We start from the raw sequence: 15,327 nt of genomic DNA, 5'->3' as shown, positions 1-15,327 counted from the left end.
ATGACACGTCTTGCTGTCAAGAAAGCCGTCTCTACCATGGCCATTGTCTTCTTGATCGTGCTGTCCTTCATCGGTACCCCTCCGCACCCGAAAGCTATGCGCAGTTCGCAAGGAGACGAGGAGCTTGCAGAAAAAGCCCGGCAATTGCTGGAGGGTAGGCACTCAGAGGTTTCAGTGATGTATCTGGATAACGGAGTAGTACATTTCGCAGGTTTCGGGGCCAATCCTGAATCTGAGTACGAAATCGCATCACTCACAAAGACTTTCACTGCCGATCTCTTCCGAATTGAGCTTGCCAGCGGAAGGGTTTCAGAGCGAACGACTGTGTTTGATATCTCTCCTCATCGGTTTGCTGATTCTGAGATAGGTTCAGTGACATTGGCTGAGCTAGCAAACCATACTAGTGGTCTTCCTCGATTAGGCAACTTGGGTGTCTGGCCGACGGCTAAGGCCTTGATCGGGAGAAACCCATATCAGGGGATTTCAGTCGAACGGGTGTATGAGATCGCTGGTGGATCAGTGCTGAAGGGGCGAGGGAAGTATCGGTACTCCAATCTGGGTTATGCGCTACTGGGAAACCTCTTGGCAGAAAACAGAGGTGAGTCCTTTGCAGAAGCACTGCACTTAGAGATTCTAGGACCGCTGAAAATGGACAAAACTTTCCTCATGGAAGAAGGGAGTGTGTCTGCCTCTGCCCCGCGCGGATATAACAGCGCGGGATACGAGGCTGCGCCTTGGGAAATGTCGGGATTCTTACCTGCTGCCGGGCTTCGTTCAACTCCTCAAGATTTAGCGAAGTACGCCCAATATCTCTGCAGGGTGGGAATTTCTCCAAATAGCTGGCTAGAGAAAGAAGACGGAGAGGTCCTTGTGCACGACGGAGAATCCTTTGGCTTTGCCTCCGCGTTGGTAGTGTCCCCGGGCCGTGAGCAAGCACTGTTGATTGTATCGAACCGCTCGGAATCTGTACTGGAGGATGCGGTCACCTTGTTTAAAATTCTGAGGGGTACTAGTCCATGATTCCTTGGTTGATTTGGAAGCGAGGTATGGCAACCACTATCGACTACTTCCTATTTGCAGGGGTGTGCGCCGTTACTACCCTGTTTAGGGGAGCATCATTCCGCGGTCGCGACCTTGTTGTGGTCACCGTGGCTATCTATGTCGCCATTGCGGTGATGCAGGCACTTTGGGGGAAAACTCCGGGCAAGTATCTTTGTGGCCTTTCAGTCGTCAGCCGGACTGGTGGGCGCCCGAGCTTGTGGGCTAGCTTTACGCGTAACGCATGGATGCTGTGTGGAGTAGTGCCGGTGATAGGTGGGGTGTTGGAGTTGCTTGTTGTGTCATTCCTTCTGGTGACAGTGCATCGTGATTCCTTGAGCCGAGGGGTTCATGATGTCTTTACAGAAACCGCGACAGTGAAGGGGGTAGGCAATGGTTAGGGTGGCCGTAGTAGGGGCAGGTCCAAACGGATTGACTGCTGCCGCTTTACTAGCTAAAGCGGGCGTGGAAGTCGAAGTTTACGAGGCCAATAGTGAGCCTGGTGGAGCGGCTCGCTCGTCGCGCCAGGTTTTTGGTAGTGGCACCATCGTTGATCTCGGGGCGGCCGGTCATCCGTTTGGAGTGGCGAGCCCAGTTTTCTCTAACTTGGAGCTCGAGCGATACGGACTGCGTTGGCTTCACGCAACTCATCCAATGGCTCACCCAATGGATGATGGCCCTGCTGCGGTGTTGTATTCGAGTCTTGACGCAACGGCGAATCAGTTTGCTGAGAATACGCGGGACGGAGTGCGCTGGCGGCGGCTGCATGAACAGCTATGCCTGCACATCGATGATTATCTGGAGGACTTCCTCAGCCCAATGCTGAGAGTCCCCAGACATCCGATCAAAATGGCAATTTTCGGTCCAGTCGGCTTATTGTCGGCCCGAACACTCGCCTCGCGAGCATTTGTAAGCGAAGAAGCCAGGGCATTGCTTGCAGGGTCAGCAGCCCATGCCATTTGTCCACCGTCTCATCCTTTTACCAGCGCTTTCGGTCTCTTGTTCAGCGCTCTCGGTATGACTCGTGGTTGGCCGGTTGCTGCTGGTGGCAGCCAGTCGGTTATTCGAGCGCTTCTAGCTGTCTTGGAAGAACATGGCGGAATACTGCATACCGGCGCGTGCATTCGCGATCTCCGAGAGCTAGGACGGCGAGACGCGATTGTACTCAATGTCGCTGTGCCACAAGCGCTTAGATTTAGTGGGGTTGATATGAGTCCGCGGGTATATCGGGCACTTGATAGATGGGTGCCCGGACCTGGCGTGTACAAGGTGGACTTCTTGCTCGATCGTCCTGTGCCGTGGTTGGACCCAAAGGTTAAGGAAGCTGGAACTGTTCATGTCTGCGGCACGATGGCGGACATTCAAGCAGCAGAAGAGCTAGTGCACAAGGGAGTGATGCCTGCGCGTCCTTTTGTAATGGTTTGTCAGCAGCAGGTCGCCGATCCGTCTCGAGCTAGTCAAGGCCGTCAGGTGCTGTGGACATATGCGCATGTCCCGCATGGGTATCGGGAAGTCTATATAGGCGAGGTGATGGAAAAAATCATTCTCCAAATCGAAAGATTTGCTCCAGGTTTTCGGTCGTCGATAGTGAACTATCATCTGTGCAGCCCTAAGGACTTGGAGCGAGGAAATGAAAACCTTGTTGGTGGAGATATAGGAGGCGGTGCGATGAGCGGTGCGCAGGCGTTGTTTCGGCCTAGGGTTACTCGCGATCCATATGTGATTGGTTATGCAAATGATGTGCCAGTTGTTATGGCCAGTGGCTCGGTTCCTCCAGGGGCTGGTGTACATGGCATGGCTGGCTACCATGCGGCACGTCGTGTGCTGCAGCTTGTTGCTAAGGCGGAGAAGTCATTCGTGCCAGGTATTGTATAGGCCATGCTTCCTAAGTCCCGAATCTTTTCCGCGCTGACAGTTGGCCTCGGTGTCATGTTGCTGGTGTGGGGATTTCTGGCACCGCAGTTCCTCCATTTTGATGGTCGGATGCCACTGGACCTGCGGAACACTACCGTCACGCTGCAAGACGAGCAAGCTCAGACGCTGGTGCGACAGCAGGGGAAAGTGGTGACTGTACCGGTCACCCGCCAGTATCATGCTGAATTCATGGACCCGGTGGATGCTAATTCCGTGACCACACGGTTGGGTGTCACCACGATGCGGGGCAGTAACCAGGACGAGCTTGATCGACTTATTGACGCCACCGTCTGGAGCTACCGCCTGGATCGCTACACCGGCCAGGCCTTGACCCCTGCGACGCTCGCGGATCAGCCTGCCAGCGCCACCCGCCAGGTGCCCATTGATGCGCTGTGGGTGAAGTTCCCCGTCAATTCAGCGCAGCAGACCTACCAGGTATTTGATGTGACGTTGCGCAAGGCCGTGCCGGCGACCTTCCAAGAGGAGATGGAAACCCAGGGACGCAGGGTCTACCGTTACCGGCAGGACATCGAGCCGACAAACGTGGCGATGAATTATGCCGGCCCGTTTAATACCACCCAGTTGGAGGAAGGGGAGCTGGGGTACCTCTTCCACTCCGGCACCCGCGACTTCTACGTGGACCAGAAGTCGGGGCTGGTAGTGGACATCCATGAAAAGGTGGATGATTTCTACGGCACGCGAGAAGGGGAAAAGAAGGAGCAGGTGCTGCTTTTCGACGGCCGGATGGCTGAAGCCTCGCGTAATGAGATGCTTGCTCAAGCCGAAAGTATCAATGACGGCTCGGTCATCAGGATCTTGAATCGAGTCGCAGCGGGAGTGGGTATCGGCTTAACTCTGCTGGGGTTGTTGGGAGTGTTCGGCGTGATTGGTCGGAAACGTTAGGCGTGTCGGCTGTCCTGGGCGCACTACTGTGTTAGAGTTCCCGCAATGCATGCGTAAGCAAACGCTTTACTTCCAGGCCTATCTGATATAGGCTGTTTCGTTGCACTGGAATCTGTCGCCAGTTTTTTCTGAAAGACCTTGGCTATCGGAATGAAAAAACCGATTTGACAAGGTCATTCCGTGCTATCTGGATGTAATGTCCAGTGGCATAACTGGTGCGGTTTCCTCAGCAGACCGAATGCTCAAAGTAAGTGATTGCCACCCTTTACCCACTTTAGGGGGTGGTGACCACGTGAGGTGCTGGAAGGACGCATCTTGGCAGTCTCCCGCCAGACCAAGTCTATGGCCGAAATCCCCGGAGCTCCGAAGCGATACTCGTTCGCTAAGGTAACGGAGCCAATCGAGGTCCCTGGGCTTCTGGATCTTCAGCTCGAATCTTTCGCATGGCTGATCGGCACGCCGGAGTGGCGTGCCCGCATGCAGGAAGAAGTCGGCGAAGGCCAGAGGGTTACCAGTGGCCTCGAAGATATTTTGGAAGAGTTGTCCCCAATCCAGGACTACTCCGGAAACATGTCCCTTTCTCTGTCCGAGCCTCGCTTCGAAGAAGTGAAGCACTCTATTGATGAGTCCAAGGACAAGGACATCAACTACTCTGCACCGTTGTACGTCACCGCGGAGTTCGTAAACAATGAGACCGGCGAAATTAAGTCGCAGACGGTCTTCATTGGCGACTTCCCGATGATGACGGACAAGGGTACCTTCATCGTGAACGGCACCGAGCGTGTCGTTGTCTCCCAGCTGGTTCGCTCCCCAGGTGTGTACTTCGATCAGTCGATCGACAAGTCCACCGAGCGTCCGCTGCACGCTGTGAAGGTTATTCCTTCTCGTGGCGCGTGGTTGGAGTTTGACGTCGATAAGCGCGACACCGTTGGTGTCCGTATTGACCGCAAGCGTCGCCAGCCGGTGACCGTCCTGCTGAAGGCTTTCGGCTGGACCACCGAGCAGATCAAGGAACGCTTCGGCTTCTCCGAGATCATGATGGCAACCCTCGAGTCCGACGGTGTATCCAACACCGACGAGGCCCTCCTCGAGATCTACCGCAAACAGCGCCCAGGCGAGCAGCCTACCCGCGATCTTGCACAGTCCCTCCTGGACAATTCCTTCTTCCGTGCAAAGCGCTACGACCTGGCTAAGGTCGGCCGTTACAAGGTCAACCGTAAGCTCGGCCTCGGTGGTGACCACGATGGCTTGATGACCCTGACCGAAGAAGACATCGCTACCACCATCGAATACCTGGTGCGCCTGCACGCTGGTGAAACCTCGATGACCTCCCCAACCGGCGAGATCATCCCAGTTGAGGTGGACGACATTGACCACTTCGGTAACCGTCGTCTGCGCACTGTCGGCGAGCTGATCCAGAACCAGGTCCGCGTTGGCCTGTCCCGTATGGAACGTGTCGTGCGTGAGCGCATGACCACTCAGGACGCAGAGTCCATCACGCCGACCTCCCTGATCAACGTTCGCCCAGTGTCTGCGGCGATTCGTGAATTCTTCGGAACTTCTCAGCTGTCCCAGTTCATGGACCAGAACAACTCGCTGTCGGGCCTGACCCACAAGCGTCGTCTGTCCGCACTGGGCCCTGGTGGCCTGTCCCGTGAGCGCGCCGGCATTGAGGTCCGCGACGTTCACCCATCTCACTACGGCCGTATGTGCCCAATTGAGACTCCGGAAGGCCCGAACATTGGTCTGATCGGATCCCTGTCGTCCTACGCTAAGGTCAATTCCTTCGGCTTCATTGAGACTCCGTACCGCAAGGTGGAAAACGGTATGCTCACTGACCAGATCGAGTACCTGACCGCTGACGAGGAAGACCGTTACGTCATTGCGCAGGCTTCCATCGACGTGGACGAGTCCGGCAAGATCGTTGATGACACCGTAGTGGTGCGTCTGAAGAACGGCGACATTGAGGTCGTTGACTCCAAGACCATTGACTACATGGACGTCTCCCCACGCCAAATGGTGTCCGTGGCAACCGCCATGATTCCATTCCTCGAGCACGACGACGCAAACCGTGCCCTCATGGGCGCGAACATGCAGCGTCAGGCCGTGCCGCTGGTACGCTCCGAGGCTCCATTCGTAGGCACCGGCATGGAAAAGCGCGCTGCTTACGACGCCGGTGACCTGGTGATTTCCAAGAAGGCCGGCATTGTGGAGAACCTCGCTGCTGACTTCATCACCATCATGGGTGATGATGGCATCCGCGATACCTACATGCTGCGCAAGTTCCAGCGCACCAACCAGGGCACTTCTTACAACCAAAAGCCACTGGTCAATATCGGCGACCGCGTCGAGGCTGGCCAGGTGCTTGCCGACGGCCCAGGTACCGCTAACGGTGAAATGGCCCTCGGTCGTAACCTGCTCGTGGCATTCATGCCATGGGAAGGCCACAACTATGAGGACGCCATCATCCTGAACCAGCGCCTGGTGGAAGAGGATATCCTGACCTCCATCCACATCGAGGAACACGAGATCGATGCTCGCGACACCAAGCTCGGTGCCGAAGAGATCACCCGTGAAATCCCGAACGTCTCTGAAGATGTTCTGAAGGACCTCGACGAGCGCGGTATCGTCCGCATCGGTGCAGACGTCCGTGACGGCGACATCCTGGTGGGTAAGGTCACCCCGAAGGGTGAGACCGAGCTGACCCCAGAAGAGCGCCTCCTGCGCGCCATCTTCGGTGAGAAGGCCCGCGAAGTTCGTGACACCTCCATGAAGGTGCCGCACGGTGAGACCGGTAAGGTCATCGGCGTCCGCCGCTTCTCTCGCGAGGACGACGACGACCTCGCCCCTGGTGTCAACGAGATGATCCGCGTGTACGTGGCTCAGAAGCGTAAGATCCAGGACGGCGACAAGCTCGCTGGCCGCCACGGCAACAAAGGTGTCGTGGGCAAGATCCTGCCTCAGGAAGATATGCCATTTATGCCAGACGGCACCCCAGTGGACATCATCCTGAACACCCACGGTGTGCCTCGCCGTATGAACATCGGCCAGGTGCTGGAAGTTCACCTCGGTTGGCTTGCCGCTGCTGGTTGGCACATTGATCCGGAAGACGTCAAGAACGCAAAGCTGCTGGAGACCCTCCCAGAGGAGCTCTACGACGTTCCAGCCGGTTCCCTGACCGCCACCCCGGTGTTCGACGGCGCAACCAACGAAGAACTTGCTGGTCTGCTGGCTAACTCACTGCCAAACCGCGACGGCGACGTCATGGTGGATGAAAATGGCAAGGCGCAGCTGTTCGACGGCCGTTCCGGTGAACCATTCCCATACCCAGTGTCTGTCGGCTACATGTACATCCTGAAGCTGCACCACTTGGTTGATGAGAAGATCCACGCTCGTTCCACCGGCCCTTACTCCATGATTACCCAGCAGCCACTCGGCGGTAAGGCCCAGTTCGGTGGCCAGCGCTTCGGGGAAATGGAAGTGTGGGCAATGCAGGCGTACGGCGCGGCCTACACCCTGCAGGAATTGCTGACCATCAAGTCTGACGACGTGGTTGGCCGTGTGAAGGTCTACGAAGCCATCGTGAAGGGCGAAAACATCCCGGATCCTGGTATCCCTGAGTCCTTCAAGGTTCTGCTCAAGGAGCTCCAGTCCTTGTGCCTGAACGTGGAGGTTCTCTCCGCTGACGGCACCCCGATGGAGCTCGGCACCTCTGACGACGACGAGTTTGACCAGGCTGGCGCCTCCCTCGGCATCAACCTGTCTCGCGACGAACGTACCGACGACATCGCGTAACTCACGGTCTTAGCAGCTTAACGACGGCCATAGGATTGCAACCTATGGCCCGTCGATAAGCGCGAAGGCGAAAAACGAACAAGTTCTTTAGAAAACCCAAGACATTTTAGGGAAAGGGAGTTACGTGCTCGACGTCAACTTCTTCGACGAGCTCCGCATTGGTCTCGCCACCGCCGACGACATCCGTCGTTGGTCTAAGGGCGAGGTCAAGAAGCCTGAGACCATTAACTACCGTACTTTGAAGCCTGAGAAGGACGGCCTGTTCTGCGAGCGCATTTTCGGTCCAACTCGCGACTGGGAATGCCAGTGTGGTAAGTACAAGCGCGTCCGTTACAAGGGCATCATCTGTGAACGCTGTGGCGTTGAGGTGACCAAGTCCAAGGTGCGCCGTGAGCGCATGGGCCACATCGAGCTCGCCGCTCCAGTAACCCACATCTGGTACTTCAAGGGGGTGCCATCACGCCTCGGCTACCTGCTGGACCTGGCTCCAAAGGACCTGGAGCGCATCATTTACTTCGCGGCCAACATCATCACCTCCGTTGATGAAGAGGCTCGCCACAACGACCTGACCACTCTGGAAGCAGAAATGCTGCTGGAGAAGAAGGATGTTGAGGCCGACATGGAGTCTGAGATCGCGGATCGTGCTCAGAAGCTGGAAGAGGACCTCGCTGAGCTCGAGGCCGCCGGCGCTAAGGCTGACGCCCGCAAGAAGGTCCAGTCCGCTGCAGAAAAGGAAATGCAGCACATCCGTGAGCGCGCTGAGCGTGAGATCGACCGCCTGGAAGAGATTTGGCAGACCTTTGTCAAGCTCGCTCCAAAGCAGATGATCATCGACGAGACCATCTACACCGAGCTGGTTGACCGCTACGAGGATTACTTCACCGGCGGCATGGGCGCCGAAGCTATTCAGGAGCTCATCCGTGGCTTCGACCTCGACGCCGAGGCTGAAGAACTCCGCGAGATCATCAACAACGGCAAGGGTCAGAAGAAGATGCGTGCCCTCAAGCGCCTGAAGGTTGTTGCAGCCTTCCAGCGCTCCGGCAACGACCCAGCTGGCATGGTCCTGGACTGCATTCCAGTGATCCCACCAGAGCTGCGCCCAATGGTTCAGCTCGACGGTGGTCGCTTCGCAACCTCCGACCTCAACGACCTCTACCGCCGTGTGATCAACCGCAACAACCGCCTCAAGCGCATGATCGATTTGGGCGCACCAGAGATCATCGTGAACAACGAAAAGCGTATGCTGCAGGAATCTGTGGACGCGCTCTTCGACAACGGTCGTCGCGGCCGCCCAGTGACCGGCCCGGGCAACCGCCCACTGAAGTCCCTGTCTGATCTGCTTAAGGGCAAGCAGGGTCGCTTCCGTCAGAACCTCCTTGGTAAGCGCGTGGACTACTCTGGTCGTTCCGTTATTATCGTTGGTCCGCAGCTGCGCCTGCACGAATGTGGTCTGCCGAAGCTGATGGCTCTTGAGCTGTTCAAGCCATTCGTCATGAAGCGACTGGTGGAAAACGACTACGCACAGAACATCAAGTCCGCAAAGCGCATGGTGGAACGCCAGCGTCCAGAGGTGTGGGACGTCCTCGAAGAGGCCATTTCCGAGCACCCAGTGATGCTGAACCGTGCACCTACGCTGCACCGCCTCGGTATCCAGGCCTTCGAGCCAGTGCTCGTCGAGGGTAAGGCAATTCAGCTGCACCCACTGGCCTGTGAAGCATTCAACGCTGACTTCGACGGTGACCAGATGGCAGTCCACCTGCCACTGTCCGCTGAAGCTCAGGCAGAGGCCCGCGTGCTGATGCTCGCTTCCAACAACATCCTGTCGCCAGCATCCGGTAAGCCTCTGGCTATGCCACGTCTGGACATGGTCACCGGTCTGTACTTCCTGACCCTGGCCAAGGGCAAGGATGAGTTCGGCGGCCAGGGTGCTTACGAGCCAGCAACCGCTGAGGGCATTGCTCAGGGCGTGTACTCCTCCATGGCGGAAGCCATCATGGCCTACGACCGTGGCGTGCTCGGCCTGCAGGCACCGATCAAGGTACGCATCTCTCACCTGCGTCCACCAGCAGACATTGAAGTTGAGCAGTTCCCAGACGGCTGGAACAAGGGTGACACCTGGATGGCAGACACCACTCTGGGGCGCATCATGTTCAACGAGCTGCTGCCATGGAACTACCCATACCTTGAGGGCGTCATGGTCCGTAAGGGTGGCGGCTCCGACAAGATCATGCTCGGCGACGTCATCACCGACCTGTCCGCGCGCTACCCAATGATCACCGTCGCGCAGACCATGGACAAGATGAAGGATGCCGGTTTCTACTGGGCAACCCGTTCCGGCGTGACCATCACCATGTCTGACGTGCTTGTGCTTCCGAACAAGGACGAAATGCTCGACCGTTACGAGGCCGAGGCCCGTACCATCGAGACCAAGTTCCAGTTCGGTAAGCTCACCTCCCGCGAGCGTTACGACCGCCTGGTCGAGCTGTGGAAGGACGCCACCGACGAGGTTGGTAAGGCCGTTGAGGACCTGTACCCAGATGACAACCCGATCCCAATGATCGTGAAGTCTGGTGCAGCAGGTAACATGCGTCAGATCTGGACCCTGGCCGGCATGAAGGGCATGGTTGTGAACTCGAAGGGTGACTACATCACCCGACCAATTAAGACCTCATTCCGTGAAGGCCTGACGGTTCTCGAGTACTTCAACAACTCCCACGGTTCCCGTAAGGGCCTGGCCGATACCGCACTGCGTACCGCAGACTCCGGTTACCTCACCCGTCGTCTGGTTGACGTTGCTCAGGACGTCATCGTCCGCGAAGAGGACTGTGGTACCCGCCAGGGCGTCCGCGTCCCAGTGGCGGAGAAGTCCGGCGATAAGTACGTCCGCCACTCCCTGGTTGAGACCTCTGTCTCTGGCCGAGTATTGGCAGCAGACGCCGTCGATAAGGACGGCAACGTCGTCCTGGCCGCCGGCACCGACCTCGGCGAGCTGCAGATCGACGCACTTGTCGACGCCGGAGTTGAGATCGTAAAGGTCCGTTCGGTCCTGACCTGCCAGACCCCAACCGGCGTGTGCGCGAAGTGCTACGGCAAGTCCATGGCATCCGGCCACCAGGTCGACATCGGCGAGGCCGTCGGTATCGTCGCAGCACAGTCCATTGGTGAGCCTGGTACCCAGCTGACAATGCGTACGTTCCACCAGGGTGGTGTCGGTGGTGACATTACCGGTGGTCTGCCACGTGTCCAGGAGCTTTTCGAGGCCCGCGTTCCAAAGAACCGCGCCCCAATCGCCTCCGCCGCTGGCGTTGTCCACCTCGAGGACGAAGGCAACTTCTACACGCTGACCATCGAGCCAGAAGACGGCTCCGACAACGTGGTTTACGAGAAGCTGTCCAAGCGCCAAGGCCTGGCAATGGTGAAGGTTCCAATGGAATCTAACCCAGACGCCATGATCGAGCGCACGCTGCGCGAAGGCGACCGCGTTGAGGTGGGCGACCGCCTGCTGCGTGGCCCAGCTGACCCGCACGACGTGCTCGAGGTGCTTGGTCGCCGTGGTGTGGAACAGCACCTGATTGATGAAGTGCAGGCCGTGTACCGCGCCCAGGGTGTGGCTATCCACGACAAGCACATCGAAATCATTATTCGCCAGATGCTGCGTCGCGGTACCGTCATCGAATCCGGTTCCACCGAATTCCTGCCCGGCACCCTGGTTGATCTGTCCGAAGCAAAGCGTGCTAACGCCCAGGCTATCGCCGACGGCGGCCAGCCAGCCGAGCTCCGCTCCGAGATCATGGGTATCACCAAGGCCTCTCTGGCTACCGAATCCTGGCTCTCCGCGGCCTCCTTCCAGGAGACCACCCGCGTGCTTACCGACGCCGCCATCAACAAGCGCTCGGATAAGCTGATCGGCCTCAAGGAGAACGTGATCATCGGTAAGCTGATCCCAGCTGGTACCGGTATCGCCCGCTACCGCAACATCTCGGTCAAGCCAACCGAAGCAGCACGCAACGCCGCCTACTCGATCCCAACCTACGGTGATTCGATCTACGGCGACGACGGCTACGGTGAGTTCACCGGCGCCTCCGTGCCACTCGACGAGACCTTCTAAGGTCCTCGGTCTGCTTTAGATAACGAAAACCCCGCTTCGCACAAACAACCTCCCAGTGGGTGGGAGGGTGCGAAGCGGGGTTTTCTCTTTTGTCGAATTTGTAGTTCCGTTCGGCTGAAACGGGGTGGCTTCGTCACAAGTTGGAGCTGATTCGACAGAAGGTAAGTAACTACGACCGAATATCAACCCTCTGCAACCACATCACCGACAGCCCCCAACCCAAGACAGTAAGAACCACTGACGAGGCCACGAGTGCAATCAAAGTAGAAAGGTTTAGATCTCCCGCCGTAGACACTGCAGTGCTGCCAAGAGAAATCGTATTGGTTATGAGTGCAGACGGAAGGACCCACATGAGCTTTTCAAAGCCGGCGCTCACTACTCCATAAGTAAGGATTGTGCCGCCTAGTGCTATGGCAACTGGTGCCGCGAAATTGCGGATAATCATCGAGAAGAAAGATTGCCAGGATGCCACTGCCGCTCCCGGTAGTATCGCCAATACGATTCCCGCAATATTTTCCCATGGCAAAGACCCAGGTACGCGAAGTACCATGCCGGCAATGATGCCAAATAGCAGGAGCATGAGTTGCATGAGCGAAACCAACACCACCAAAGCGCCGATCTTTGCGGCGATTGTTCCCCCAACTCCCCGTGGCATTGTCATCAACTGATTCCAGTTGAATCCGCGGTGTTCGAGACGCCACGCAGCAGAACCAAGGATCGCGATACCGATAGTCATGAAAAACAATCCATAAAACAGCACGACCTGAGAAAGATAGCTAGACCAGCCCGCAGTGAGCATTTCCTTATTTGCCGAGTAGTTTCCAGCTCCATAACTGACTGAAATGAACGGGATGAGTACTAAAACCGTCCAAATGTGGGATCGTCGGAACTTAAGGAGTTCATTTCGAAGCAGCATTGTTAGTACTCCCTTGAATTAAGTCGATGGGTCAAAAAGACAAAACTGGCCGCAGCAATCACCACGAATAATCCCCATGGAACCCATGCTTGTTGAACTGGGATGACACCAGCGTCCGTGAAGGTGTACGGGGTTATCACTGCGAAATAGCCAAACGGATTGATCATGCTTAACCACTTCGGTGAGAGCATTCCCCAGATACCTAACAGCCCACCGAGAACGCCCACACCAAGCACTACCAATTGGGATTCGAATCGGGCAGCAATCCACATGAAAATTGCCAACATCGCTGCACTTGTGCCCAAGGCGCCAGCCGCGGTACCTACCCAAACTCCCCAAACTTCAGCTGAAGGACCGGGAGCCCCCAATGTGAATGGCGCACCCAAAATCACGCCCAATTCCACGACGCGCAGTAAGACCAAAATGAACAAGAAGATCACAAACTTTCGACGGAGCAACATGCCGGGCCAGGTACCTGCAACGGCATTGAGACGCCAACCGCCGGCCAAGTGCTCGGGATCTACAGCACGGCTAGCAAGCAGCGCGAGTTGAATAGGAGCAAGCAACGACAGCACCAACAAATAGCCGATCAAGTACGTCGCCCATTGTTCATCTGGGTTCACGACAAAAGAATCGATTTTCCCTGTTTTAAAAAGCCCCATGCTGGTGAACAACACAATGCCCACCGTCAACCCGATTCCAAAAAGCCCCACGTGAGAGCGTCGAAGTTTAGCGACTTCGATGGCAAGGTTTTCTATCATTGCAAGCCTCCTCGACCAGTGAGCCCGATGAAGACTTCTTCCAAGCTACGATGCTGTCGGACTACCTGAGTGATCGGAATTCCTTGCTCAACGAGACGCACGCACATTTCCGAAACGTCCTGCTCACTCAGGTTTCCGAGCAGCAGCCCTCCCGAAACTGTTGCGGGGTCTAGAGCCCGCAACGCATCAGCTGCCCGTGCTGGAGAAGGGGTCTCCACAAAGACATCTGGCAGCTTGGTTTCGAATAGCTCCCGCTGCGTCCCTTGGAATAGGAGCTGACCTTGGTGGATGATGCTTAATTCTGTCGCCATCTTTTCGATCTCGGAGAGTAGATGACTCGACACCAGTACCGTGCGGCCTTCCTCGCGAGCAAGGCTGACGATGAGCTCTCGGATTTCCTCGATGCCCGCTGGATCTAGACCATTCGTTGGCTCATCCAAGATGAGAATCTTAGGGTCGCGGAGCAACGCCAACGCGATACCGAGTCGCTGCTTCATGCCTAGCGAGTAGTCTTTGACCAGCTTGTCCATGTGTTTTTCCAAGCGCACAAGGTGGATCGCACGCTGCACATTTGCCGGCTCAGCGCGCAGCAGTCGTGCTGCGATCCCTAAGTTTTCGGCACCGGTGAGATGCAAATATGCCGACGGTTGCTCGATTAGAGAACCAACATGCGCTAGCACTTGGCTACGAGTCTCGCGGTTCATTGGCCGCCCCAGCATGTAAATTTCGCCATCGGTCGGCTTGAGCAGCCCGAGCATCATTTTCATGGTGGTGGATTTGCCAGATCCATTTGGCCCCAACAAGCCATGAACGCTGCCTTCGGATACTGCCAAATTTAGCTTGTCGACGACACTAGTCGAACCATACTTCTTGGTGAGATTTCTTGTCTCAATGATTGTGGTCATGAAGACCATCTTGTCGTTTCTGAGCTGCTAAAACATCGACTCCCAGGAGGATCTTTTCGTCATACCCAGGCATGATGTCGCTAGGGCGTGTCTGACAATTTCTTCAGCCAGGTCATGACGGCGATAGCCATCACGCCGGCCCGGTAGACAACCGCAAGCTTGTCGTACCGGGTGGCCACACCCCGCCACTGCTTGAGGTTGCCGAAAAACCGTTCCACCACGTTGCGGCCCTTGTAGGACTGCGCATCGAACGTCGGTGGACGCCCACCCTTCGAGCCTTTCCGCTTCCGGGCGGCGATCACGTCCTTCTTCTCCGGGATCGTCGCCGTGATCTTGTGCTCGCGCAGATACCTGCGCACAGCTTTCGATGCATACGCCCTATCCGCGCGGAGTTCATCGGGCCGGGTGCGCGGTCGGCCCACCGTCCCGGGCACCCGCAGGCGTTTCGACAACGGGATCAGGACCGGGCAGTCACCGCGGTGGCCCGCAGTGACGATCATGGTCAGGGGCATGCCGTGGCCGTCGACCAGGGCGTGGACCTTGGTAGACAGACCACCCCGTGATCGGCCGACCGCGTGATCAGGCGGATCGGCCAGCGGGTTGTTGTAATTCGACAAAGCCCCCTGTGACCCGCGTGATGTTCGTGGCGTGCTGATGGGCCCGGGTGATCGTCGAGTCCACCGACACCGACCAGTCGATCAGGTCTTCTGTATCGGCCTGTGTAAGAAGTCGCTGAAGGATCACGTCCCAGGTGCCGTCCTTGGCCATCCGGTTGTGCCAGGTGTAGACCGTCTGCCAGGACCCGAAGCAGGCGGGCAGGTCACGCCACGCGATCCCTGCCCGCAGGCGGTAGAGGATGCCCTCGAGCATCTGCCGGGGATCGGAGAACGGTCGGCCTTTTCTCCCCGTGCGACGGGGCAGAAGCTCTTCGACCATCTCCCACTGGGCATCACTCAACATGTGAAAACGCGTCACGGGAGCCAGGGT

11 protein-coding genes are annotated in these 15,327 nt (G+C 57.1%); 6 read left to right on the top strand and 5 right to left on the bottom strand.

The window, feature by feature from the left end; genetic code table 11:
• The 6 genes from HW450_RS05615 to HW450_RS05590 all read left to right on the top strand — a co-directional run bounded on the left by HW450_RS05615 (nucleotide 1) and on the right by HW450_RS05590 (nucleotide 11,758).
• Complete coding sequence (locus HW450_RS05615) at nucleotides 1-1,020, top strand: serine hydrolase domain-containing protein (RefSeq protein ID WP_182387000.1); 1,020 nt, start codon at nucleotides 1-3, stop codon at nucleotides 1,018-1,020.
• Nucleotides 1,017-1,439 carry an RDD family protein gene (locus HW450_RS05610; protein ID WP_407926280.1) on the top strand — a complete coding sequence of 141 codons (423 nt, stop codon included), beginning with the start codon at nucleotides 1,017-1,019 and terminating at the stop codon, nucleotides 1,437-1,439. The genes HW450_RS05615 and HW450_RS05610 overlap by 4 nt, the downstream gene beginning before the upstream one ends.
• Entirely contained in the window at nucleotides 1,432-2,913 is a 1,482-nt protein-coding gene (locus HW450_RS05605) for a phytoene desaturase family protein (RefSeq protein ID WP_182386998.1), read from the top strand. Before HW450_RS05610 ends, HW450_RS05605 begins: the two co-directional genes overlap by 8 nt.
• 3 nt (nucleotides 2,914-2,916) lie before the next feature.
• Entirely contained in the window at nucleotides 2,917-3,855 is a 939-nt protein-coding gene (locus HW450_RS05600) for a DUF3068 domain-containing protein (RefSeq protein WP_182386997.1), read from the top strand.
• 297 nt (nucleotides 3,856-4,152) lie between these two features.
• Complete coding sequence (gene rpoB / locus HW450_RS05595; RefSeq protein ID WP_182386996.1) at nucleotides 4,153-7,650, top strand: DNA-directed RNA polymerase subunit beta; 3,498 nt, start codon at nucleotides 4,153-4,155, stop codon at nucleotides 7,648-7,650.
• A gap of 124 nt (nucleotides 7,651-7,774) precedes the next feature.
• Nucleotides 7,775-11,758 carry a DNA-directed RNA polymerase subunit beta' gene (locus HW450_RS05590; RefSeq protein WP_182386995.1) on the top strand — a complete coding sequence of 1,328 codons (3,984 nt, stop codon included), beginning with the start codon at nucleotides 7,775-7,777 and terminating at the stop codon, nucleotides 11,756-11,758.
• 169 nt (nucleotides 11,759-11,927) lie between these two features.
• Here HW450_RS05590 and HW450_RS05585 read toward each other — a convergent pair whose 3' ends face one another.
• The 5 genes from HW450_RS05585 to HW450_RS13150 all read right to left on the bottom strand — a co-directional run bounded on the left by HW450_RS05585 (nucleotide 11,928) and on the right by HW450_RS13150 (nucleotide 15,315).
• Nucleotides 11,928-12,674, bottom strand: coding sequence for an ABC transporter permease (locus HW450_RS05585; protein ID WP_182386994.1), 747 nt, complete (start codon nucleotides 12,672-12,674; stop codon nucleotides 11,928-11,930).
• Nucleotides 12,675-12,676: 2 nt separating this feature from the next.
• Nucleotides 12,677-13,387, bottom strand: a complete 711-nt coding sequence (locus tag HW450_RS05580) for an ABC-2 family transporter permease (RefSeq protein WP_182386993.1) — start codon at nucleotides 13,385-13,387, stop codon at nucleotides 12,677-12,679.
• Nucleotides 13,388-13,431: 44 nt separating this feature from the next.
• On the bottom strand, nucleotides 13,432-14,340 hold the full coding sequence (locus tag HW450_RS05575) for an ABC transporter ATP-binding protein (RefSeq protein ID WP_182386992.1): 909 nt from the start codon (nucleotides 14,338-14,340) through the stop codon (nucleotides 13,432-13,434).
• Between the two features lie 80 nt (nucleotides 14,341-14,420).
• The gene (locus HW450_RS13155) at nucleotides 14,421-14,957 is read right to left on the bottom strand and encodes an IS5 family transposase (protein ID WP_220463910.1); all 537 of its coding nucleotides are present in this window, start codon (nucleotides 14,955-14,957) and stop codon (nucleotides 14,421-14,423) included.
• Nucleotides 14,920-15,315, bottom strand: coding sequence for an IS5 family transposase (locus tag HW450_RS13150; RefSeq protein WP_220463909.1), 396 nt, complete (start codon nucleotides 15,313-15,315; stop codon nucleotides 14,920-14,922). The genes HW450_RS13155 and HW450_RS13150 overlap by 38 nt, the downstream gene beginning before the upstream one ends.
• Nucleotides 15,316-15,327: the final 12 nt, after the last annotated feature.

The organism is Corynebacterium hindlerae (genome assembly GCF_014117265.1).
Classification (GTDB): domain Bacteria; phylum Actinomycetota; class Actinomycetes; order Mycobacteriales; family Mycobacteriaceae; genus Corynebacterium; species Corynebacterium hindlerae.
This window is presented reverse-complemented; position numbering and strand designations above follow the sequence as displayed.